19 protein-coding genes are annotated in these 20,282 nt (G+C 73.0%); 7 read left to right on the forward strand and 12 right to left on the reverse strand.

Annotation, left to right across the window (positions count from 1 at the left end):
* Positions 1–276: 276 nt before the first annotated feature.
* Positions 277–1,569 carry a sensor histidine kinase gene (locus WDV06_RS04550; protein ID WP_395508298.1) on the reverse strand — a complete coding sequence of 431 codons (1,293 nt, stop codon included), beginning with the start codon at positions 1,567–1,569 and terminating at the stop codon, positions 277–279.
* Between the two features lie 135 nt (positions 1,570–1,704).
* Here WDV06_RS04550 and WDV06_RS04555 point away from each other — a divergent pair, with 135 nt between their 5' ends.
* Complete coding sequence (locus tag WDV06_RS04555; RefSeq protein ID WP_395508299.1) at positions 1,705–2,220, forward strand: hypothetical protein; 516 nt, start codon at positions 1,705–1,707, stop codon at positions 2,218–2,220.
* A gap of 193 nt (positions 2,221–2,413) precedes the next feature.
* Here the strand turns inward: WDV06_RS04555 and WDV06_RS04560 are convergent, their stop codons facing one another.
* Positions 2,414–2,821, reverse strand: coding sequence for a PPOX class F420-dependent oxidoreductase (locus WDV06_RS04560; protein WP_395508300.1), 408 nt, complete (start codon positions 2,819–2,821; stop codon positions 2,414–2,416).
* Between the two features lie 255 nt (positions 2,822–3,076).
* Here WDV06_RS04560 and WDV06_RS04565 point away from each other — a divergent pair, with 255 nt between their 5' ends.
* Together WDV06_RS04565 and WDV06_RS04570 are read left to right on the forward strand one after the other, a co-directional pair.
* Positions 3,077–3,220 (forward strand): hypothetical protein, encoded by a 144-nt coding sequence (locus WDV06_RS04565; RefSeq protein WP_395508301.1) that lies wholly within the window; start codon positions 3,077–3,079, stop codon positions 3,218–3,220.
* Between the two features lie 301 nt (positions 3,221–3,521).
* Entirely contained in the window at positions 3,522–4,160 is a 639-nt protein-coding gene (locus tag WDV06_RS04570) for a flavin reductase family protein (RefSeq protein WP_395508302.1), read from the forward strand.
* 62 nt (positions 4,161–4,222) lie between these two features.
* Here the strand turns inward: WDV06_RS04570 and WDV06_RS04575 are convergent, their stop codons facing one another.
* The 6 genes from WDV06_RS04575 to WDV06_RS04600 form a co-directional block, all read right to left on the reverse strand.
* A complete protein-coding gene (locus WDV06_RS04575; protein ID WP_395508303.1) occupies positions 4,223–5,569 on the reverse strand; it encodes a carotenoid oxygenase family protein in 1,347 nt (448 codons plus the stop codon).
* A 52-nt stretch (positions 5,570–5,621) separates the two neighbouring features.
* A complete protein-coding gene (locus WDV06_RS04580; protein ID WP_395508304.1) occupies positions 5,622–6,062 on the reverse strand; it encodes an SRPBCC family protein in 441 nt (146 codons plus the stop codon).
* A gap of 52 nt (positions 6,063–6,114) precedes the next feature.
* On the reverse strand, positions 6,115–7,557 hold the full coding sequence (locus tag WDV06_RS04585) for an MFS transporter (RefSeq protein WP_395508305.1): 1,443 nt from the start codon (positions 7,555–7,557) through the stop codon (positions 6,115–6,117).
* Positions 7,558–7,619: 62 nt separating this feature from the next.
* Positions 7,620–8,075, reverse strand: coding sequence for an SRPBCC family protein (locus WDV06_RS04590; RefSeq protein WP_395508306.1), 456 nt, complete (start codon positions 8,073–8,075; stop codon positions 7,620–7,622).
* 82 nt (positions 8,076–8,157) lie between these two features.
* A complete protein-coding gene (locus WDV06_RS04595; protein WP_395508307.1) occupies positions 8,158–10,863 on the reverse strand; it encodes an AAA family ATPase in 2,706 nt (901 codons plus the stop codon).
* Between the two features lie 128 nt (positions 10,864–10,991).
* Positions 10,992–11,573, reverse strand: a complete 582-nt coding sequence (locus WDV06_RS04600) for a hypothetical protein (protein WP_395508308.1) — start codon at positions 11,571–11,573, stop codon at positions 10,992–10,994.
* Between the two features lie 90 nt (positions 11,574–11,663).
* Here WDV06_RS04600 and WDV06_RS04605 point away from each other — a divergent pair, with 90 nt between their 5' ends.
* Entirely contained in the window at positions 11,664–12,173 is a 510-nt protein-coding gene (locus WDV06_RS04605; protein ID WP_395508309.1) for an ABC transporter substrate-binding protein, read from the forward strand.
* 308 nt (positions 12,174–12,481) lie between these two features.
* Here the strand turns inward: WDV06_RS04605 and WDV06_RS04610 are convergent, their stop codons facing one another.
* Entirely contained in the window at positions 12,482–12,913 is a 432-nt protein-coding gene (locus WDV06_RS04610) for a VOC family protein (protein WP_395508310.1), read from the reverse strand.
* 841 nt (positions 12,914–13,754) lie between these two features.
* Between WDV06_RS04610 and WDV06_RS04615 the strand changes: the two genes are divergently transcribed.
* Positions 13,755–14,171: a DUF3052 domain-containing protein gene (locus tag WDV06_RS04615; RefSeq protein ID WP_395508311.1), complete on the forward strand. Its 417-nt coding sequence runs from the start codon at positions 13,755–13,757 to the stop codon at positions 14,169–14,171.
* 686 nt (positions 14,172–14,857) lie between these two features.
* Here WDV06_RS04615 and WDV06_RS04620 read toward each other — a convergent pair.
* The 3 genes from WDV06_RS04620 to WDV06_RS04630 form a co-directional block, all read right to left on the reverse strand.
* Positions 14,858–15,280, reverse strand: a complete 423-nt coding sequence (locus tag WDV06_RS04620) for a VOC family protein (protein WP_395508312.1) — start codon at positions 15,278–15,280, stop codon at positions 14,858–14,860.
* A 146-nt stretch (positions 15,281–15,426) separates the two neighbouring features.
* Complete coding sequence (locus WDV06_RS04625; RefSeq protein ID WP_395508313.1) at positions 15,427–17,727, reverse strand: bifunctional polysaccharide deacetylase/glycosyltransferase family 2 protein; 2,301 nt, start codon at positions 17,725–17,727, stop codon at positions 15,427–15,429.
* Positions 17,724–17,945, reverse strand: a complete 222-nt coding sequence (locus WDV06_RS04630) for a hypothetical protein (RefSeq protein WP_395508314.1) — start codon at positions 17,943–17,945, stop codon at positions 17,724–17,726. Before WDV06_RS04630 ends, WDV06_RS04625 begins: the two co-directional genes overlap by 4 nt.
* A 231-nt stretch (positions 17,946–18,176) precedes the next feature.
* On the opposite strand from WDV06_RS04630, the gene WDV06_RS04635 reads away from it, so the two are divergent.
* Both WDV06_RS04635 and WDV06_RS04640 read left to right on the forward strand, forming a co-directional pair.
* Complete coding sequence (locus tag WDV06_RS04635; RefSeq protein ID WP_395508315.1) at positions 18,177–18,896, forward strand: hypothetical protein; 720 nt, start codon at positions 18,177–18,179, stop codon at positions 18,894–18,896.
* Positions 18,893–20,281 carry a hypothetical protein gene (locus tag WDV06_RS04640; protein WP_395508316.1) on the forward strand — a complete coding sequence of 463 codons (1,389 nt, stop codon included), beginning with the start codon at positions 18,893–18,895 and terminating at the stop codon, positions 20,279–20,281. The genes WDV06_RS04635 and WDV06_RS04640 overlap by 4 nt, the downstream gene beginning before the upstream one ends.
* Position 20,282 lies beyond the last annotated feature (1 nt).

The raw sequence follows: 20,282 nt of genomic DNA on the forward strand, positions 1-20,282 counted from the left end.
CCCAGGCGCTCGCGGAGGGCTCGGCCCCGGGGAGTGGCCGGGCAGACCGGTCGGCCTCCGAGTCCTCACGTCCCTGGCCGCCGCAGGTCGGGAACGCTTCGCCGGAGCCTTCGCCGCCCCGCTCCATCGGCCGGCTCCGGGTCGCCGTGCGGGCTCCCGCGGTGTCGCGGCGCAGCCGGGCGAGCAGTACGGCCCCGCGCAGGTGAGCAGTTCGCGGGACTTCGCGTGCTGGAGGAGTGAAGGTGGCTGGAGGTGCCGTCGTCCTCGAAGACCTGACTACGCCAGTGCGCACCCGGAGGGCATCCGCGGCGATCCCGGAGCGCATGGCAGCTGCACGGTGATGACCGTCGGGCCCCCGGCGGGGCTGCGGCAGGAGAACGTGCCGTCGACGGACGCGACGCGCTTGGCGAGCCCGGCGAGCCCGGTGCCGCCGGCCGACGCGAGATCCGCGCCGCCCGCTCCGTCGTCCGCGACGACCACCAGCAGTGTCTCTCCTGCCCGCTCCACGGTCACGTCCGCCCGGGTCGCCCGGGCGTGTTTGACCACATTCGTCAAGGCCTCGGAGACCACGAAGTACGCGACGGCCTCGACCGTGGGTGAGGGGCGCTGCGGCAGGTCCACCGCCAGGCGCACCGGGATCGGGAGGCGGGCGGCGACCCCTGACAGTGCCGCGTCGAGACCGCGGTCCTCAAGGACGGCCGGATGCAGGCCGCGGACCAGGTTGTTCAGCTCGGCGATCGCCTCCTTCGCCTCGCGGTGCGCCTCGTCGATCACCTTGCGGGCGTTCTCCGGCAGGTCGCCGAGGGTGGACCTGGCCAGGCCGAGGTTGACGGCGAGTGAGACGAGGCGCTGCTGGGCGCCGTCGTGCAGGTCGCGCTCGATCCGCCGCCGCTCGGCGTCGGCGGCGTCGAGCACGCCGGCTCGGCTCTCGGCGAGGTCGGCGACCCGGCGGGCCAGCTTCTCCGTGTGGCTGGGGCCGAGCAGGACCTCGGCCGCCCGGCTCTCCAGCCGCACCAGAGCGCCGGTCACCCGGGGCCCGAGGAACAGCAGGGCGAGGCCACCGGCGGTGATGTACGCGGCCTGCGTGGTGTACCCGAGGTAGGCGACCTGCCACTGCGGGGGCAGCGCCCAGATCCACACGAAGAGGGAGGCGGACACGAGAGCGGCGGCCCAGACGGCGAGGACGGCGAGCTCCAGGACGGCGAACAGCGGACCCGCCGCGGCGTGGTAACAGGCCTGCCGCCACAAGGTCCGAGCGGTCAGCCAGCGCACTACCGACTTCCAGTTGCGTCCCGGCCCGGGGAGGGCCGGGCGCGGGAGCTCCTTGCCGACGAGCGCCCGGTAGCGCCGCCGCTGCCCGGCGGTCAGCAGGGGTGTCATCACGAGCGTGAGCAGTACGGGCAGAGGAGTCACGGCCGGCACCAACGCCGCCATCGTGCCGAGCAGCCAGAGCCACAGTGGCACCACGGCGAGGTGGAGCGGCAGGCCGGCGGCGACCAGCGCGATCCGGTGTCCCGCCCTGCGGAACGGACGGCCCGGGACCAGCCGTAGCCACGTCGTGAGCTGCATGCGGCACACGGTAAAGCCGCAGGCCATCCCCGTGCCATGACGCTCCCCCCCGGTTCAGGGGTGTACTTGTCTCCACCCTGGGTCGGAGCCCTGCGTGACTGACGGCGCCCTGGTGTGCGGCGCAGGGTGGAGCACATGAAAGGGAGAGCCGGCGGGGAGCAGGGGAAGACGATGCGTCACCTGGTGTTGTGCAATGACGAAGGGGCCGGTGCCGAGGGCTTCGACCACGGCGAGGTGATCCCCCTCCGCGAAGAGGCAGAGGAGCCGCGCACGGCGCGGGGCCTGCGGCGGGCCGGAGGGCTGCTGGTCGCCTGCGGGCTCGCCCTGCTGCCGTGGCTGTACGTGCTGGCCACCGGCTTGCCGGCCACCGCGACCGCGGCGCACTGGCCGGGCGCCTGGGTCGGGCTCGACGCGTTGGAGGCGCTCGGCCTGATCGCCACCGGCCTCCTCGCCGCCCGCGGCGACCGGCGGCACGCCCTGGCAGCCGCCGCGACGGCGACGCTGCTGGTGGTGGACGCCTGGTTTGACACTACGACCGCGGCCCCGGGCGGCGACTTCGCCACCGCGGCCGCCATGGCGTTCGGGGCCGAGCTCCCGCTCGCGGTGCTGTGCGGTCGGCTGGCGCTGCGGGCGCTGAGCCGGCACGCGTGACGCCGACCGCCCAGCCACGCCAGTACCGAGGCAGGAATCAGTCTCGGGGATGTGGCAAACCGCGCACGGGTGTTGCGGGGTCTTGTCCGCTCCGCCGACTCCCGACCGGTGCAGCCGGTGTCGTGGAGCAGCCGGATGCACCGGTCGGGCGAGCGAGGTGGGGCGCCGGGCGGGCCCCGGTGGATGGGTCTGCTCAGAGGGAGCCGACGACCTTCCTGGGGGTGATGCGGACCACGACCCGTTGGGCGTCGTCGGCCGATGCCGGGTTGAAGTCCGCGTAGTCCTTGCCCGTGTACTTGCGTGACAGTTCGTTGATCAGTTCCTGTCCGCCTTCCGTGGTCATGGTGGCGTGACCTCGGATCTCGGCATAGGTGTAGGGCGCGTTCGCGGGGTTGATCATGACGGCTACCCGGGGGTCCCTGCGCAGGTTGGTCTCCTTGCGGCGACCGACGGTCGTGGAGAACAGCAGGTCGTCGCCGTCTCGGGCGAGCCAGGTGACGGACAGCTGCGGGCTGCCGTCCGGCTGGATGGTGGCAACGGTCGCGAAGACAGGCGTGTCGTCGATGATCTTCCGCAGGTCGTCGGAGAGCGCAGCAGACATGGTGGGTTCCTTCCCTGGGCTGGCGGAGGCTGTCTCCAGACGGTCCGGATGCCCGCCGCTGAAGATCCAACGCCCCACCAACGGTCCCGGACTGTCCGGGGTGGCGTGGGCCGGTCCAGTCCACCGGCCGACTCGCGGTCGGTGGGAGTCGCCGGCTTCGACAGGGACAGCTGACCATAGGACAGCCACCCGTAGGATGAAGCCGGGCGGGTGGATCCTGGATCTTGACCCTCTTGGCGAAGAAGGGCTGCCTCGGTGAATCTCACCCCGCACGAACTGCCGGGCGACCTCTACGGACGGGACGAGGACGCCCACTTCGACGCTGCTCCGCTCCGGGAGGGCCTGGCTCACCGGATGCCTCGGGCCCGGCTCGACGCGCACTGGCCCTGGAAGTCGTGATGGCCGCTGCCCCAGACCCCGCCGTTGCCGTTGTCGACCACGCGGCGGGCCTGGTCGATGCCGGCGGGTGCCGAGGCCAAGGTCGCGGCGGCCATGGCGGACGAGGAAGCGCTGGCCGCCGCCGAGCCGCGCCGACGGCCACCACCGCTCCGCCCTCACCGGACGGCCCGGCACTCTGGTCGCCCCGAACCTGATGTCGTATTCCCGCCAGAGTTGGCGTCCCGCTCGCGAGAGAGTCAGCGGCGGTTCGTGTTCCTGATCGCGGACCTGTCCGTCTGATGCTTCGCGAAAGGAACAGCGCATGCATGTCGTCCCCGGGCTCAAGGTCCTGTACTTCGGAACGCCGGTCGTCCTGATCAGCTCACTCAACGAGAACGGCACAGCGAACCTCGCGCCGATGTCCTCGGCGTGGTGGCTGGACCAGTCCTGCATGCTCGGTCTCGGCAACAACGCCCAGACCACCGCCAACCTGCTGCGGGAAGGCGAATGCGTGCTCAATCTGCCCTCGTCGGCGATGGTCGATGCCGTCGACCGGATCGCGCTCACCACCGGAAAGCCGGCCATGCCCGACTACAAGGAGAAGCAGGGCTACCGGTACGAGCCGGACAAGTTCTCGGCCGCGCGGCTGACGGAGCAGGCATCGGACCTCGTCCGGGCTCCCAGGGTTGCGCAATGCCCGGTCCAGCTGGAATGCAGGGTCGTCGCGGCCCATCCCTTCGGCGGTCCCGAACCGCATGCCACCGCCTTCGAAGTCGAGGTCCTTCGCGCCCATGTCGAGGAAAACCTGGTCATCCCGGGGACGCAGTACGTGGACCCGCTCGGCTGGGACCCGCTGATCATGAAGTTCTGCGAGTTCTTCGGCGGGGGACGCAACGTCCATCCGTCGAGACTCGCTGAGGGCTGGAACATGCCGCACCAGCTCCGGTCGGCGACCGCCTGAACCGGCATCCGGCGTCCGGCAGGCCCCGGGGCGGAGCGCCCCGGGGGACCGCTCGGGTGGGGTCAGAGGTGGGCGTCGGGGATCCAGGAGCCGTGGATGCCGGCGGTGACGCGGCGCGGGAGGTGGACGGTGGCGATCGTGTCGAGGCCGGCAGCGTCCAGGACGAGCAGCTGGGAGGCGTCCTGCTTGAGGTCGGAGACGACGGTGAGGAGGTAGCCGTCGTCCTCGCGGGTGGCGCCGGCTGCGGGGACGAACACCGCCTCGCTGGGCAGCCGGGCGTCGCCGGCCTGGTGGATGCGGCGCCCGCCGGTGGCGCGGTCGTACTTGACGACGCCGTAGCCGCCGAAGCCGTGCTGGTCGGGGAAGGAGACGGCGTACTGGTAGCGGTTCTCGACGCCGAGGTAGTCCTCGTTGAGGGTGGGGAACTCGATGGCGAGGTCGTCGATGACCCGCTCGTCGACCCGTCCCGTGCTCAGGTCGACGGTCCAGCGGCGGTTGTAGGAGCGGGTGTTGGGTTCGCTGCCGCGGCCGGGGGCGCCGACCCACCAGTTCCAGGAGAGCCGGAAACCCTCGCGGTCGACGGTGGGGCCCTCCAGCACGATGCGGCCGTGGGTGTCCTCGTAGGCGTTGGCGACGTGCAGCATGTTGCCGGGCTCGATCGGGAACCAGCGGATCGCGGCGGTGCCCTGCGCCCCGCGCGGCATGACGCCGATCCGGGCGGGCTGCTCGTCCTGCCAGGAGTAGGGGATGCCGGAGTGCTCGGTGGGGTCGAAGGTGACGGTGCCCTCCACGAAGACCACGTGGTTGCGGGTGACGGCGAAGTCGTGCTTGAGCGCGGCGCCGGCGCCGGGGACCTCGGCGCTGTGGGTGATGTGCCCGTCCGCGTCGGCGACGTAGTACACCAGGTACGGGGGGAAGGGCGAGGAGCCGAAGAAGTGCAGCTCGCCGGTGACGGGGTCGCTCTTGGGGTGCGCGGTCATCGCGCTGCGCAACGTGCCGTCGAAGTCGTAGGGGCCGACGGTGTCGAGGCCGGGGGTGAGTTCGAAGGGGAAGTTGGCCTCGCACAGGGCGAGCAGGCGGCCGGCGTGCTCGATGACGTGGGTGCCGGCGGTGGAGGCGGTCAGGTCCGGGCCGTGCTCGGTCATGTAGGGGGCGCCGTCCAGCGCGGGGGTCTGTATCCAGCGGTTGCGGTACCACTCGGCGCGGCCCTCGCGCAGCCGGATGCCGTGCACCATGCCGCTGCCCTTGAACCAGTGGGTGGGGGTGACGCCGGGCTTGGGGTTGTGGCTGTTGCGGATCAGGCGCCCGGTGAGTTCCGGCGGGAGGGTGCCGTCGACGGTCAGGTCGGTGGCGGTCAGTTCGTCGGCGACGGGCTCGTAGTGGCCGGTCAGGTAGGGCTTGGCGGTCATGTTCGCGGTCCTCGGGTCTCTTCGGTTCGGTGAGGGGCGGAGGGAGGGGAGGTCAGGAGGGCTTCTCGGCGCGGTTCTTGAGGCAGGTGAGCCAGTCCTCCAGGGAGGTGCGCAGGGCGGCGGCGAGCTGGTCGGTGGCGGCGTCGACGGGCGCGCCGCTCCAGGACTCCTCGGTGCGGACGGTGACCCGGTCGCCGGCCTGCTCGAAGGTCCACACGTGGACGCCGTCGATGCCGCTCGCGGGGCCGCCCCAGACGATCCGGGCGCCGGGCACCAGTTCGCGGACGGTGGAGGTGATCTCCAGTCCGTGGGTGCGCCAGGTGAACGAGGCCCCCTCGGCGAGCGGGCCCTGCAGGCGGGCCTGGTCGATGTCGGGGTTCCAGACCGGCCAGTCGTCGATGCCGGTGTGCAGGGCCCAGACGCGCTCCAGCGGGGCGTTGATCTCGGTGGACAGGCGGACGATGACGGGTGCGCTCTCGTCGATGGTGAGCACGGCAGTTCCTTTCGATGCGGGGTGGGCAGGGAGGGGAAGGGGCGTCGGGTGGTCAGGGTCGGCCCGGGGAGGCGGGCTCCGGGGCGGGCGCGTGGTGCGGCCGGTCGGCGGCGGGCGTGCGGCGCACCAGCAGGGCGGCGAGCAGCGCGGTGGCGGCCAGGACGGCGGCGCCCAGGGCGAAGGCGGTGCGGTAGCCGGCGGTCAGTGCCTCCAGGTGCGGTTGGTGGCGGGCCGCGCTGCTGGTGACGGATCCGGCGACGGTGGTCAGGACGGCGAGTCCGACGGCGCCGCCGACCTGCCGGGTGGTGTTGGCCAGGCCGCCCGCCAGGCCCGTGTCCGGTCCGGCGACGCCGGCCACGGACAGGCCGGTGAGCTGGACGAAGGCGACGCTCAGACCGAGTCCGACCAGGACGCTGGGGCCGAGCACGTCGGTGGGGAAGGTGCCGTCGGCGCCGATGCGGGACAGCCACAGCATTCCGGCCGCCTCGGTCAGCAGCGCTGCGACCAGTGCGATGCGGGCGCCGACCCGGCGGACCAGGGTGGGGGCGAGGGCCGCGCCGAGCATGTTCGCGACGGCGAGGGGGAGCTGGCCCAGGCCGGTGGTCAGCGGGTCCTCGCCGAGGACCTGCTGCTGGTAGAGCGGCAGGAAGAAGAACAGGGCGATCCACACGGAGCCGAACAGTCCGGTCAGCAGGTTGCCGACCGTCACGTCGCGGGCGGCGAACAGCCGCGGCGGCACCAGTGGGGCGGCGCTGGTGGACTCGATCCGCCAGAACGCCACGGCGAGCACGGCGGCGGCGCCGCCCGCGGCCAGCACCCAGGGGTCCGTCCAGCCCGAGCGGCGGGCCGTGGTCAGAGCCCACACCAGGGCGGTCAGAGCGAGGGCGCTGGTGGCTGTCCCGGCCCAGTCGAACCCGACGCGTTGCACCGGGCCCGCCGCCGGGACGTACGCGGCCGTCGCCGCGAGCACCGCGCAGCCGCCGATCGCCACCGTGTGGAAGATCCACGGCCAGCCCCATGCCCGGGTCAGCAGCCCGCCGAGCAGCACTCCCGCCGCCCCGCCCGCACCGGAGACCGCGCCCCAGACCGCCAGCGCCCGGCCGCGGGCCTTACCCGGGGGGTACAGGCCCACCGCGAGGGCGAGGGCGGCCGGAGCGACGGCCGCCGCCCCGGCTCCCTGGACGGCCCGCGCGGCGATCAGGACACCGGGCGAGGCGGCCAGCGCGGCGACGGCGGAGGCAGCCGCGAAGGCGGCGAGACCGGTGAGCAGAACGCGGCGCCGTCCCAGCAGGTCGGCGGCCCGCCCGCCGGCCGGCAGCAGCGCCCCGAACGCCAGGCCGTAGGCGTTGACGACCCAGGTGGTGGCGGAGTCGGACAGACCGACGCCGTCACGGATCTGCGGCAGGGCGACGTTCACGATCGAGGTGGCCAGCATGACGGTGAACTGGGCGGCGGCCAGCACCGCAAGGACGGTGCCACGGCGCGTACTGGGCATGGGAACTCCGGGAACGGGACGGTGGGAAGCGGGCCGGTGGGAGGGGAACGGCGCGGTGGGCGTCAGCGCGCGGCGCGCTCGGAGGCGGACTTCAGGTGCAGCAGCCACTGCGCGAGGGAGCGGTCCAGTGCCTGGGCGACGGCGGCGGCATCGGCCCGTACGGGCTCACCGTCCCAGGACTCCTCGGTGACGACGAGGGTGGCCCTGGACGAAGGCGTGAACGTCCATCGGTGGACGGCGGTGATGCCCTGAGAGCGGCCGCCCCAGAGAACGAGCCGGGGCGCGTCCACCGCGTACACGGTGGAGGCGATGTCCACACCGCCGGTGCGCCAGTGGAACACCGCGCCCGGCGTCAGCGGGGTCAGGGCGCGGGCCTCGGCGATGTCCGGTTGCCAGGTCGGCCAGCCGGGCACGTACGTCAGCAGAGCCCAGACGGCGGGGGCCGGGGCCCGGATCGACAGCTCACGGCGGGCGACGACCGGGGCGGCCCGGTCGATGCCCGAGGGCGTGTTCTTCATGCCCCCGAGTCTGGTCCGACCGCCCCGGTGCCCTCATCGGCGAAAGTCGCCTAGGCGGCTGCCTAAGTGAGCCGGCCGGCGCTCAGGCGTTCCGGCCGAGCGCGTCGGCGAGCTGGCGGCGCGAGGTGACGCCGAGCTTGCGGAACACGCTGCGCAGGTGGGCGTCGATGGTGCGCGGGCTCAGGAACAGCCGGTCGGCGACCTCCCGCGAGGTCGCGCCGGTCGCCACCAGGCGGGCGATGTTCAGCTCCTGACCCGTCAGCAGTTCCACCGCGCCGAGCTCGGCGGGCCGGGCCTGTTCACCGGTGGCTGCCAGCTCCAGCCGGGCCCGTTCGGCGAAGCCCTCCGCGCCCATCGCGGTGAACAGACCGTGAGCGGTGCGCAGCGCCTCGCGGGCCTGCCCGCGGCGGCCGTCGCGGCGCAGCCACGCGCCCTGGTGCAGCAGGGCGCGGCCGTGCCACACCCGCAAGCCGGTGGCGTCCAGCCGGGCCACCGCCTCGACGTGGAGGTCCTCCGGGTCGTCCGAGAGCAGGGCGGCGAGCGCGGCGCGCACGCCCAGCGCCCAGTCGGTGCCCGCCGCCGACGCGTGCCGCGACAGCCGTGCGAACGCCTCCTGGGCGGTGTCCCGCTCGCCGCACCGGACGGCCGCCTCGATGAGCTCGGGCAGGGCGAGGCTGGAGATCCCCAGCTCGCCGTCGGCGACGGCCAGCCGGGCCGAGGCCAGGGCCGCCCGGTGGTCGGCCGTGCCGTTGGTGTGCAGGGCCGCCGCCGCGTGGACGGTCGCCGTCAGCATGCCTTTGCGCCGGGCGTGTGACTCGGCCAGCACCCGCTCGAACAGGGGCCGCGCCTCCGCGTCCACCCCGCGCACCGCGGCGGCGAACAGCCGGCCGTACCAGTGCGGCGGGACGCCGGTCGCTTCGGCTATGCCGTCGGCCTCGCTGTTCAGCGCCGCCGCCCCGAGCAGGTCGCCGCGCTGGGTGGCGGCCATCGCCTGCATCCACAGGCCCACCGGCAGGACCATCAATGTCCCGCCGGTGCGCGCGGCGTCCACGGCCCGGCCGGCGAGCCGGTCCTCCAGGGTGACGTCCCACAGCTCGACGGCGAGCAGGGCGGCCAGCGACAGCCGGCCCTCCCACAGCGGGTCGGTCACCTCGGACAGCAGTCCGTGCAGCACCGGCACCGTCGCGAGGTCGCCGTCGAGATAGCCGACGAGCGCGTCCAGCAGCCCGTCCGCCCTGGAGCGTTCACCGGCCGGGGCGGGCGCCCGCCGGGCCGCCGCCAGGGCGTCCCGCGCCGCGGGCGAGGACCGGCCGACCACCAGGCCCGCCTGCAGGGCGTCCAGCAGGTGGACGCGGGCCCGGTCGGGGTCGAGGGCGGCCGCCGCCACCAGGTTGCCGACCGCGTCCGCCGCGCCGTCACCGAAGAACGCCGCGCGGCCGCGCAGGAGTTGGGCCTGGACCCGCCCGGCGGTGTCGATCGGGCCGCCCTCGGCGGCCTCCACCAGCCTCACCGCGTTCTCGAACGCGCCGGCCGCCAGTGCGGCCCGGGCCGCGGCGAGACCGCGTTCGGCCCGCAGCCGCGGATCGGCCGTCAGGATCGCGGCCTGCTCCAGGAACGCAGCCTCGGCAGCGGCCCCGCCCCGGCGCCGGGCCCGCTCCGCGCAGTGCAGCAGGTCGGTCGACGCCTCCTCGTCCGGCCGGGACAGGGACTGCGCGCGGTGCCACGCCCGCCGGTCGGGCGCCGTCAGCGGGTCGGTGGCCTCCGCGAGCGCCCCGTGGACGCGGCGGCGCTCCGCAGGGGAGGCGGCGGTGTACACCGCCGAGCGCACCAGCGGATGCCGGAAGCGCGACTGCCCGCCCAGCTCGATCAGCTCGCTCCCCTCGGCCTCCCGCCCCGCTTGCGGCGCCACGCTCAGCAGGTCCGCCGCCCGCCACAGCAGCCCCGGATCCCCCAGCGGTTCGGCGGCCGCCACCAGCAGCAGGGTCCGGGCGTCCGGGGAGAGCAGGGAGACCTGCTGCTGGTAGCTCTGCTCGATCCGGTTGGCCGGGGAGACCGGCGTCGGCAGCCCGAAGCCGCCCGCCAGCGCGGCGGGCCCGAGCCGACGCGGCAGCTCCAGCAGCGCCAGCGGATTGCCCCGCGCCTCGGCCAGGATCCGCTCCCGCACCTGGTCGTCCAAGGGACCGGGCAGGCTGGACGCCGGCAGCCGCCGTGCCACCCGGTCGGACAGCCGGGGCAGCGTCAGCACCGGCAGGCCTTCGAATTCCGCGACGAGGTGCGGGTCGCGCACCCCGAACACGAACGCCACCGACTCGTCCGCCACCCGCCGGGCCACGAACGCCAGCACCTGCGCCGAGGCCCGGTCCAGCCACTGCGCGTCGTCCACCACGCACACCACGGGCTGCTCACCCGCAGCATCCGACAGCAGCCCCAACAGGGCCAGGCCGACGGCGAAACGGCTCGGCGCACCCCCCTTGCCCAGCCCCAGCGCAACGGCCAGATCGTCCCGCTGCGCAGCGGGCAACTGTCCGATCCGCTCGTGCAGGGGCCAGGTCAACTGGTGCACGGCGGCGTACGCGAAGTCAGCCTCGAACTCCGCCCCGTTCACCCACAGCAGCCGCACACCCGACAGGCCGTCGGTGACGTGGCGCAGCAACGTCGTCTTGCCGATGCCCGCCTCACCGCGCACGACCACCGCCCCGCCCCGGCCCGCCCGGACACCGGCCAACAGGTCGACGAGAGCGGTGCGTTCAGCGGGCGGTACGTACTCGGAGCCGGTCGCGGGAGCCACTCGGGAATCATGCCACGCCTTCTGACCTCGGGAGATACGCCCTCTTGTCCGACGGGTGGCGCCGGCACCGAGGCGCCGAGGGCGCGGCCGAGGATCTCACCGTCCCCGCGGGCGCGGGTTCTCACCCGTCAGGGAGTCGAGGGGCCGGGCCAGATGGCCGAGGCGTCGTCGCGGTGCGGGTCGGGCAGCCGGATCGGGCGGACCGGAATCGTGCGTCGGCCGCCTTGTGCGGTGACCGTCCACGGGGCAGGTTTCCCGGAGTAGCACAGGGTGGTCAGGGCGAACACGCCGTCGGCGTAGACCTCGACGTATTCGCCGATCGTGAGGATCCGCAGGGTGGCGGCGGGGCCGGTCAGGACGGTTTCGCCGAGTCGGGCCCCGTCGGGGCCGGTGACCCAGAGGTTCTTGCCGTCGCACCCGACGGCGAGGGCGGGGCGCTCACCGTCCGGGGTGTCGGTGCGCAGGGTGATCTCGACCGGCCCGGTGATGCCGATGTCGCCGACGGCGTGCAGGGTGGGGCGGTCGGTCTCCTCGCCGAGCCAGGCGTTCAGGCCGGGCCACCATTCCAGGCGGGGAGCCGCATCGGCTTCCACCACGAGCGACTTCGGCTGGGTGAGCATGCCGCGGCAGCGCTCCCCGGTGTCGGTGAGACCGACGCGGCGGGGCGTGGTGTGCAGCACGACGCGGGAGCCGTCGGGCGCGGTGATCACGCGCGGAGCGTAGGCGCCGGTCGGGCCGAGCGGGCCACGGCGGGTCCAGGGCCCCCTGAGGTGGGGGGCGGTCCTCGCAGGGGCCTGGCCTTGGCCCCCCTGGTGGCGCTCGCCGCCTGCGGCTCGGGCACCGGTACCGCTACCTCCGCCGAGGCCGGGAGCGGCAGGGGCACCATCAGCGTCTGGGCCCACCAGGGTCAGAAGGGCGAGGCCAGTGCGCTGCAGAGCGCGGTGAGGTCCTTCAACTCCTCGCAGAACGACATCAAGGTCGAGCTGAAGCTGATACCCGAGGCCGACTACACCAAGACCATCACCATCACCGCCACCGACGCCGCCAAGCTGCCGGACGTGCTGGAGTTCGACGGCCCGACCATGGCGAACTTCGTCTACAACAGCAAGCTCGCCCCGATCGACGCGTACGTCTCCGCCACGACCATGTCCAACGCCACCGACGCGAGCAAGGCGCAGGGCCGGATCGACGGCAAGCACTACGGCCTGAATGGATGCGCCGACTGGAACGGACGGGATGAGTGTCCGCCGGACGTCTGCCCGGCGGTGTGCGAGGCGGAGGCGGGCTTGGGTGTGGTGCGTGCCCTGTAGGCCCGCTCGTCCTGGGGTGACCTGCGGTCGGGAGGTGCTGCCGTCACCGACCTCGACAGGGATCCTGGCTCCGGTCCTGACGCCGATGCCCGGCATGGATGTTTTCGCTGGTCGAACACGTCCCTCAGCGAGCCGGCCCGACTCCGCACGATCAGAGCGGCCGCCTCCGCTCGGCCATCCCGGGGACCTTCTGCCGTAACAGGGTGACCGGCCGCCGACGGCCGGCCTTGCGGGGCAGCCGACATCGGCTGCCCCGATGTTCCCCAAGGCCGGATACCGCTCTCCACCTCGCAGTCTCGGAGGAGAAATCAGGCGAGGCAGAACTCGTTGCCCTCGATGTCCTGCATCGTGATGCACGACTCGTTGACGCCATCGGCGCGCTGCGTCAGCACGTGCTTCGCACCGAGCGCCATCAGCCGAGCGCATTCGGCCTCAAGTGTGGCCAGGCGCTCGTCCCCAACGAGCCCGGCGCCGGCCCGTACATCGAGATGCATCCGGTTCTTGACGACCTTGCCTTCGGGAACTCGCTGGAAGAGCAGGCGCGGAGCCACACCCGCGGGATCAGTGCACGCGAAGTAGACCGTATCCTCGGGCGGCAGCGAGCCGTAGCACTCCTCCCACGTGGCGAAGCCCTCGGGGACCGCCGGCATGACGTACCCCAGCACCTCGCACCAGAAGGCGGCGAGGCGCACAGGCTCCGCGCAGTCGAAGGCCACCTGGAACTGTTTGATCGTTGACATTGGCGCACAATAACAGGGGTTCTCCCCATCTCCGCAGGTCAAGGGTCTGCAGGCGGTCAGGAGGAGGGTGAGGCGACCATGCGGTTGGGGTCCATGACCGCGCCGGTGGAGAACCCGTAGGCGGGGAAGCCTGCCAGGACTTTGTTGACGAGGTCGGTCGTTTCCTTGGTGCGCCGGCTGACCGCACCCGGGGCGGGGCCGTTTGCGGTGTGGGGGGAGGTACGGGTGATCGACCAGTTGCGGTCGGGGTCGGATGGCCTCCCTGGTGCCCCGAACGCGGGGATGCGACCGTCCCGGTGATGGAGCGGCACCCCGTCGGCGGCCCACGCTGCCAGCCTTGGCCGCGCAGCGCACCGCAGCATCCGCACCCCGCGGCCCGCCTGTGTGGGGCGGACTCTGGCCCACGACCGATGACGAGATGGCCGACATCGGGAGCCGGACGATCGACGCCTGCCTGGCCGACATGGAGGCGACGGCGTGTACACCGAGGACCGGACGGTGTCCTGCTGATGTCGGAGCGGGGCGCGTTCGGGCCGGGTGGCCGCTGCGCGCACGAGCCGGCCTGGGTGCGGTCGGCTCGTGCCGATATGGCGTGCGCGGGCCAGGCCCGGTGCCCTTGGCGTCCAGTGGGCTGTGGGGGCAGTCCTACCGGGCCGTCCACGGTCGGTCCTGCCGTGTGGGTGGAGTGATCGCATCCCCCCGTCTTGATTTGGCGACGAGGAAACGAATGCTGACGCATTCGGGTGGTCTTGTTCTTGGGCTCGTCGTTCTGCTGCCTCAGGGCTGATCAGCTTTGAGCCGGCGGCCGCACGGTTGCCCACGACCGACAAGGGAATGCCAGATGACAAGCACGGTGGGTATCGCGGACAGGCTCGGCATCGATGTGGGCCTGGTGGTCCAGGAAGTTGGGTTCGGCGAGGACTGCGACGAACAGGTCCGGACCGAGGTTCAGGAGCGCATTGGCTCGGAGCTTCTCGACGAGGACGTCGACGATGTCGTCGACATGGTCCTGCTGTGGTGGCGGAGCGACGACGGCGACCTGGCGGACGCGCTCGTCGATGCAGTCACCCCGCTGGCAGAAGACGGGGTGATCTGGGTGCTTACCCCGAAGTCCGGCCGCGACGGGTATGTCGAACCCTCCGAGATCGCCGAGGCCGTCGCCACTGCCGGCCTGTCGCGGGCCTCTGCCGTCGGCGTAGGCGAGAGCTGGTCCGGCGTCCGCGTCGTCTCCCCCCAGAACGCCAAGCGTACGCGCTGAAAGCCGGGGTCCGCCTTCCCCGCTGACTTTCCGGTCACCCGGACACCTCCGGGTGACCGGAACGAGGCAACGGGTAGCGTCACTCGGGGTTGGTAAGGCGCACCGTTGCTGATCGCGTGCTCCTGCTCGGTCGGCCACCTGGATAAGGCGCCGCTGCGACTCCTGTGTCCGCGCGACTCACATCCGCGGTCACCATCTGCCGCCGGGCGTTTCGACGCCGACCGGGTGTACGGGTCGGACCCGGATGACCCTGACCCCGGTCCGGTACCGGGCCGCGCCTACGTGAGCTGATGGGCGGCCCGCTGGACGGCCGGCCCGCAACGTGAGCGGCTGGAGTCCGCTGGAGCTGGCGGACGGTGTCCTGCTGATGTCGGAGCGGGGCGCGTTCGGGCCGGGTGGCCGCTGTGCGCGTACGAGCCGGCCGAGGCCGATGGCGTCTACCCCGGCCGGTTCGGGTGGCGGGGCGACGTCCCCTGCCTCCCCCACCCCGGCTGGCGGGGGCGGGGGAGTGGCCGTGCCGACAGGGCGTGCCCGGGTGAGGCCTGGCACCTCGCTCTCACCCGCGGGCCCCCCAGCCGAGAGCCTCCCAGCGCGCTACCCCTCGTGCCCCGCACAGCCCACGCTGCGATGGCGTGCGCGACCGCCCACACGCCGGCGACCGAGGCTCGGCCGCGGATGCCCCGCCGCTACACCTCCTCCGTCGGCGCGTTGGCAGCCTGCTCGCGCAGCGCGAGCCACTCCTGGAGTTCGATCAGATTCCCTTCCGGGTCCTCCAGGTAGGCGACCCGTATGCGGTCGCCCAACGGGGCGGGGTCTCGGGTGAACCGCACCCCCCGCGAGGTGAGCTCGGCGTGGGCGGCGTCCAGATCGTCCACCCGCAGCACCACCAGCGCGCGGTAACCCTCCGGCTCCGCCGCCAACCGCTCCAGCACCTCGGCCATCTGGGCCCGGGCCTGCAGCGCGATCGCGGCGTGTCCGCTGTCGGGGATGAGCTTGGCGTAGGGGCCGTTCTCGGCCTCGAACTGCGGCTTGAGGCCGAGCACGTCCCGGTAGAAGCGGTAAACGGCGGGGAAGTCGGACACCAACAGGCGTATCTGGGTGAGTTCCATACCGAACTTTCCAGCTCTTCCGGCTCGCGTTCCGGCTCGACCGCGATCTCCCCAGGGCCGCGTGTGGGGCCGGCGGCCCAGCAGGCCCCGGGCTTCTGCGGGTTCGCCTGGGCCGAGGCGGCGAGGCGGCGAGCCGGTGTTCGGGGTCAGGTCTGCGGCCCGGCGCGTCCTTGGTCCCGCGACGGCGAACGTGACCGTGACCGGGCTGGTGACGGCCGGTCTGTCGCTGAGGGCGGGGAACTACATGCGGGCAGTCTGCCAGGTCCTGACACTCGGTCCCACCGCAAGATCGTCATGTGGCGTGATCGCCACGCCTTGTGGGCCCGGCCAGGCGCAGGTGGTGCGGAGCGTGGAGGCGTTGCCGGGCGTGCTGTCGTGTGTTCCCGGGCGGCCGGCCGGTGCCATGTGGGGCCTGCCCCGAGTGCCGCCGTGGCCAGGGCGTGGATGGTGACCAGGCACAGGGCCGTGCGGTAGAGGGTCTGCTGGAGCGGGACGAGCCAGAGGTGGCGCAGGCCTTCGCCGTCCGTGCGCAGGGCGTAGGCGGCGAGGACGAGTTGGGCGAGGCTGAAGCCGGTCCAGGTGAGTGCGGGAACGGGCGTGGTGCCGGAGGCGAGCCCGTACAGGGCGGCGGCGTCCATGAGGGGTGCGGCGAGCGGCAGGGCGAGCTGGAAGAGGAGCAGGTAGGGCAGGGTGCGGCGGCCGAGGCGGCCGGCGATGCCGGTTTCCCGGACGGCGCGGCGGTGTTTCCAGATGGACTGCAGGGTGCCGTACGCCCATCGGTGGCGTTGGTGCCAGAGGCTGCGGACGGTCGTCGGTACGTGCGTCCGGGCGTGGGCGTCGCTGCGGTAGACGACGCGCCAGCCGGCCCGGCACAGCGCCATGGCGATGTCGGTGTCCTCCGCGAGGGTGTCGGCGCTGATGCCGCCGCAGGAGTCCAGGGCCGTCCGCCGGAAGGCTCCGATGGCCCCGGGAACGGTCGGGCTCGCACCGGCCAGGTCGAAGAGCCGTCGTTCCAGGCCGAAGCTCATCACGTACTCCAGGTGCTGCCACAGGGGCAGCAGGCCCTCGCGGTTGGCGACCTTCGTATTGCCGGCGACCGCACCCACCGACGGGTCGGTGAAGGCGGCGGCCAGCCGTGCCACCGCTCCGGGGGCGACCACGGTATCCGCGTCGACCATCACGATCACCTCGTGTGCTGCGTGGCCGACTCCGGCGTTCAGGGCGGCGGGCTTGCCCCGGTTGGGCTGGGTCACCACGCGCACCCTGGGGTCCGCCACCGCGCGGGCCGTCTCCGCGGTCCCGTCGGTGGAGCCGTCGTCGACCACCACGACGTCGATGTCCGGGCAGCCGCCGTCGAGCAGGGCGCGCACACAGGCGGCGACGGTCGCCTGTTCGTTGTGGGCAGGAACGACCGCGGAGACGCGGGGCAGGGGCCCGGCCGGGTTCCGGACTTCGCGGTGCCTCCGGTGAACGGCCGAGGCGGCCGAGAGCAGGAGCAGGCGGGCGGCGGTGAGCAGTGCCACGGCGTACAGCAGCCACGCGGCGGCAGGCGGTACGGCAACCGCCGCCTGGACCAGGCCGATCAGGGCGACGCCGTACCAGTGGTCGAACCGGCTGACCGGTGCCGTCTGGGGCGGCAGGCCGACCGCGTCGGACAGCGTGGTGAACCGGTATCCGCGGGCCTTGAGGGAGTCGATGAGCGGCCCCAGGGCGGCGACCGTCCTGGAACGGTCGCCGCCCGCGTCGTGCAGCAGAACGACGGCACCGCGGCCCTCCTCCGGGACGGCGCCGCGCATGATGTCCGCAACGCTGCGGGCCTCCCAGTCGAGGCCGTCGCGGGTGGACAGGACGGTCAGGTAGCCGAGGGCGCCGGTGCGCAGGGCTGCGTGCCAGTCGCGGTCGTTGAGTGCGTCGGGCATCGAGGAGTACGGCGGCCGCAGGAGCGTCGTACTCGTGCCGGTGGCCCCGGCGAGGACGGCGCGGCTGGCGGCGAGTTCCAGGCGGATTCGCCAGACCGGTGCTGTGGCCAGGTCGGTGTGGGTGAAGGTGTGCAGGCCGACTTCGTGTCCGGCCGCGGTCTGCGCGCGGACGATCTCCGGGTGTTCGGCCACGTGCCGGCCGACGACGAAGAACGTGGCGGGGACCGATCTGGCGGCCAGCAGGCGCATGATCTGCGGGGTCCAGGTGGGGTCGGGGCCGTCGTCGAAGGTGAGTGCCACCGTGCCCGGACGCACGGCCAGGCTGACGGGCGAGCCGTCGCGGGTGTCGACGACGGGTCCGCCGCCCGAGACGGATTGCGGTACGAGGGCGCCCGGTTGCCGTTCCGGGACGGTGCTCGGTACGCCGACGCCGCGCAGGACCGACGTCGCCAGGAAGAGGGCGGACAGGAACACCGCCAGGACACCCCCCAGGAGCCACCAGTGCCCGCGGGGCGAGACCGCCTTCATCGTGGCAGGGGCGGCGCTTCGACGGCCTCGGCCGGGTGCGTCGCCGGAGGCTGGGGGTCGGCGTAGAGCACGCTGCCGCCGATGGCGAGGACGCACAGGCACAGCAGGCCCACCACCACACCCGCGACGGTCACGATCCTGCGGCGGTGTCCGTGCGGGTCGTCGAACACGGGCGGGGAGGCAGCGGGCTTCGGAAGACTTCCAAGATCGTTGATCACGTGACCGGATGCTAGGAAGATCACGTCCGGGAGCCCCCACGGCCACGCGGACTTTCGCCCGCAGGAACGAGCCGCGCACGTGTACCTTGACGCGCGCTACGGCGAACGGGTCAAGCCGGGGGATCCGGGCCGGCCGGATGCCCCATGATCGAATCAACGAAGGCGTGGTGACCACCGTTCACCGGCACGCCTACCGCCCTGCCCCGCACACCGCACGGAGCGGATCCGTCCATGACCGCGCCCCCGATGACCACCCCGCCTGCGACGCCCGCACCGCCGGGCCGCCGACCGCGCCCCACCTCGGTACGCCGGCTCTTCGTCGTCCTGGCCGGCCTGCTCATCCCGGCGGTTCTCGGCTACCTCGGCCTGCGGCTGCACCACCGGCTGAACACCATCGACATGCCGCCGGGAGACACCGCTCCCCAGGGCGGCTACACCCTCACCGTCTACTTCACCCCCAGCGAGGCGTACTACCACGGCCCACAGCGCAGCATCCGCCGCCAGGTATGCCCCGGCCAGAACCTGCCGGACGCCTTCCCCACCGACTACCTGGAACGCGTCGGCATGGAGGGCTTCGGCAAGACGGCACGCGGCGACTACCTCGGCTGGGACTTCGACCGCCACTGCTACTTCGCGACCGGCCGCCCACCGGTCGGCTCCCACGACAACCCCCTCGTGCCCTGGCAGTCCGTCGCCGCCAACCACCTCTCACCCGGTACCCGGATCCGCGTCACCGACTGCGGCCCGGGCGTGCCCGGCGAGACCTGCACGCGGGTGAAGGCCGCCCACTGGCGCGTCGACGACCTGTGCAGCATCGGCTGCGACACCGCCAGACACCTCGACCTCTACATCGGCGAGCAGACCCGGACCGCCATCGAGGACGAGACGTACTACTTCATCACCAAAGCCGCCACCATCCGGGCCCAAGCGCCCGAAGCCCTGCGCCGATGACGCGGCCCGGCGGAGCTCCCGGCGGCGCCGCGCCTGACGCCGTCACGGCCCTTGCGCCGGCGCGGCCGGGCGCGAACGAACCGGCGGCGAAGGAGACGCGGACCCCACCCGGCCGCCGGCGCCTGCGCGCACTGGACGGCACCCGGGGTGCCGTCGTCGCCCTGCGCCTCTTCATCGGCAGCCAGGTCGCCGAGATCGCCGCCCCGGCCGTACTGCACGCGGACGGCTTCGGACTGACCCTCGCCGACCTGGTGTTTCCGGGGTTCCTGTTCATGATGGGCATGGCCGTGCCGGTGTCCATGTCCGCCCTCCTCCGCTCGCCGGCCGCAGGCGGCCCCGACACGGCGGCCAGAAGACCCCACCTGCTGCGCGCCGCACGCCGAGCCGTCCTGCTGTACGCCATCGGCATGTTCCTGGGCGCGTACCCCTTCCTCCCCGAGGAACTGGAACACCTGCGCTTCGTCGGGGTGCTCCAACGCCTCGCCGCGGTCTACCTGATGGTCTCACTGCTGTACATCACGTGCGCCTGGTCGATGGCGCCCCCCAGCGGCCCCCCGGCCCGCCCAGGCAGGTCCCCGGCCCCAGCCCCCGTCCGGCCGCGTGCCCTCCGCCTCCTGGCCAGGACACTGCTGCTGGGCGGGTTCCCGCTCGTGTGCGTCACCGTCTGGACCGTAGCCACCTACACCTTCCACAACCCCTGGCCCGCCTGCGCCGACGCCTCCGCGCTGGCGCGGGACTGCTCGTTCCAGGCCTACGTCGACACGAGCACCTGGGGTGCCGGGCACAACTTCGAGGGTCGCCCCTTCGACCCCGAAGGCATCGTCTCCACGCTGGTGGCCGTGGCCAACTGCTGGGCCGGGCTCGTCATCGGCATCGACGTCGTCCGGAACAAGCAGTGCTACGCGACGCCCGACGGCGTCCGCAAGCGGGCCTCCCTGTTGATCGCCGTCGGCGGTACCTGCACCGGCGCCGGCCTCGCGCTGGGCATGGCCATCCCGATCGGCAAGCAACTGTGGACCCCCTCGTACGCCCTGGTGACCATCGGGCTCCTGACCGCGGGCTTCGGCGTGGTCCTGGCGGCCTTCGACGGCGGGCTGTGGGCCGGGCACCGCATCAGGCCCGGCGAAGACACACTCGTGGCCCTCGGCCGCAACCCGCTGTTCTTCTACGTCCTGTCCGAGCTCGTCGTCTGCACGCTGGATTACATCCCGGTCCACCACCACGGCCAGGAGTGGACAGCCTGGAGCGCGGGGGCCCGGGTTGTTCTTGCCCCGTGGATGCCGGCGCCGCTGGCGAGTGCGGTGTGGGCGGTGCTGTGGCTGTCCCTGTTCTACGTGCCGCTCGCGCGGCTCCTCGTGGCACGCGGCTGGTACATCCGCGTCTGAC

Source organism: Streptomyces racemochromogenes (assembly GCF_044129415.1).
GTDB lineage: Bacteria > Actinomycetota > Actinomycetes > Streptomycetales > Streptomycetaceae > Streptomyces > Streptomyces racemochromogenes_A.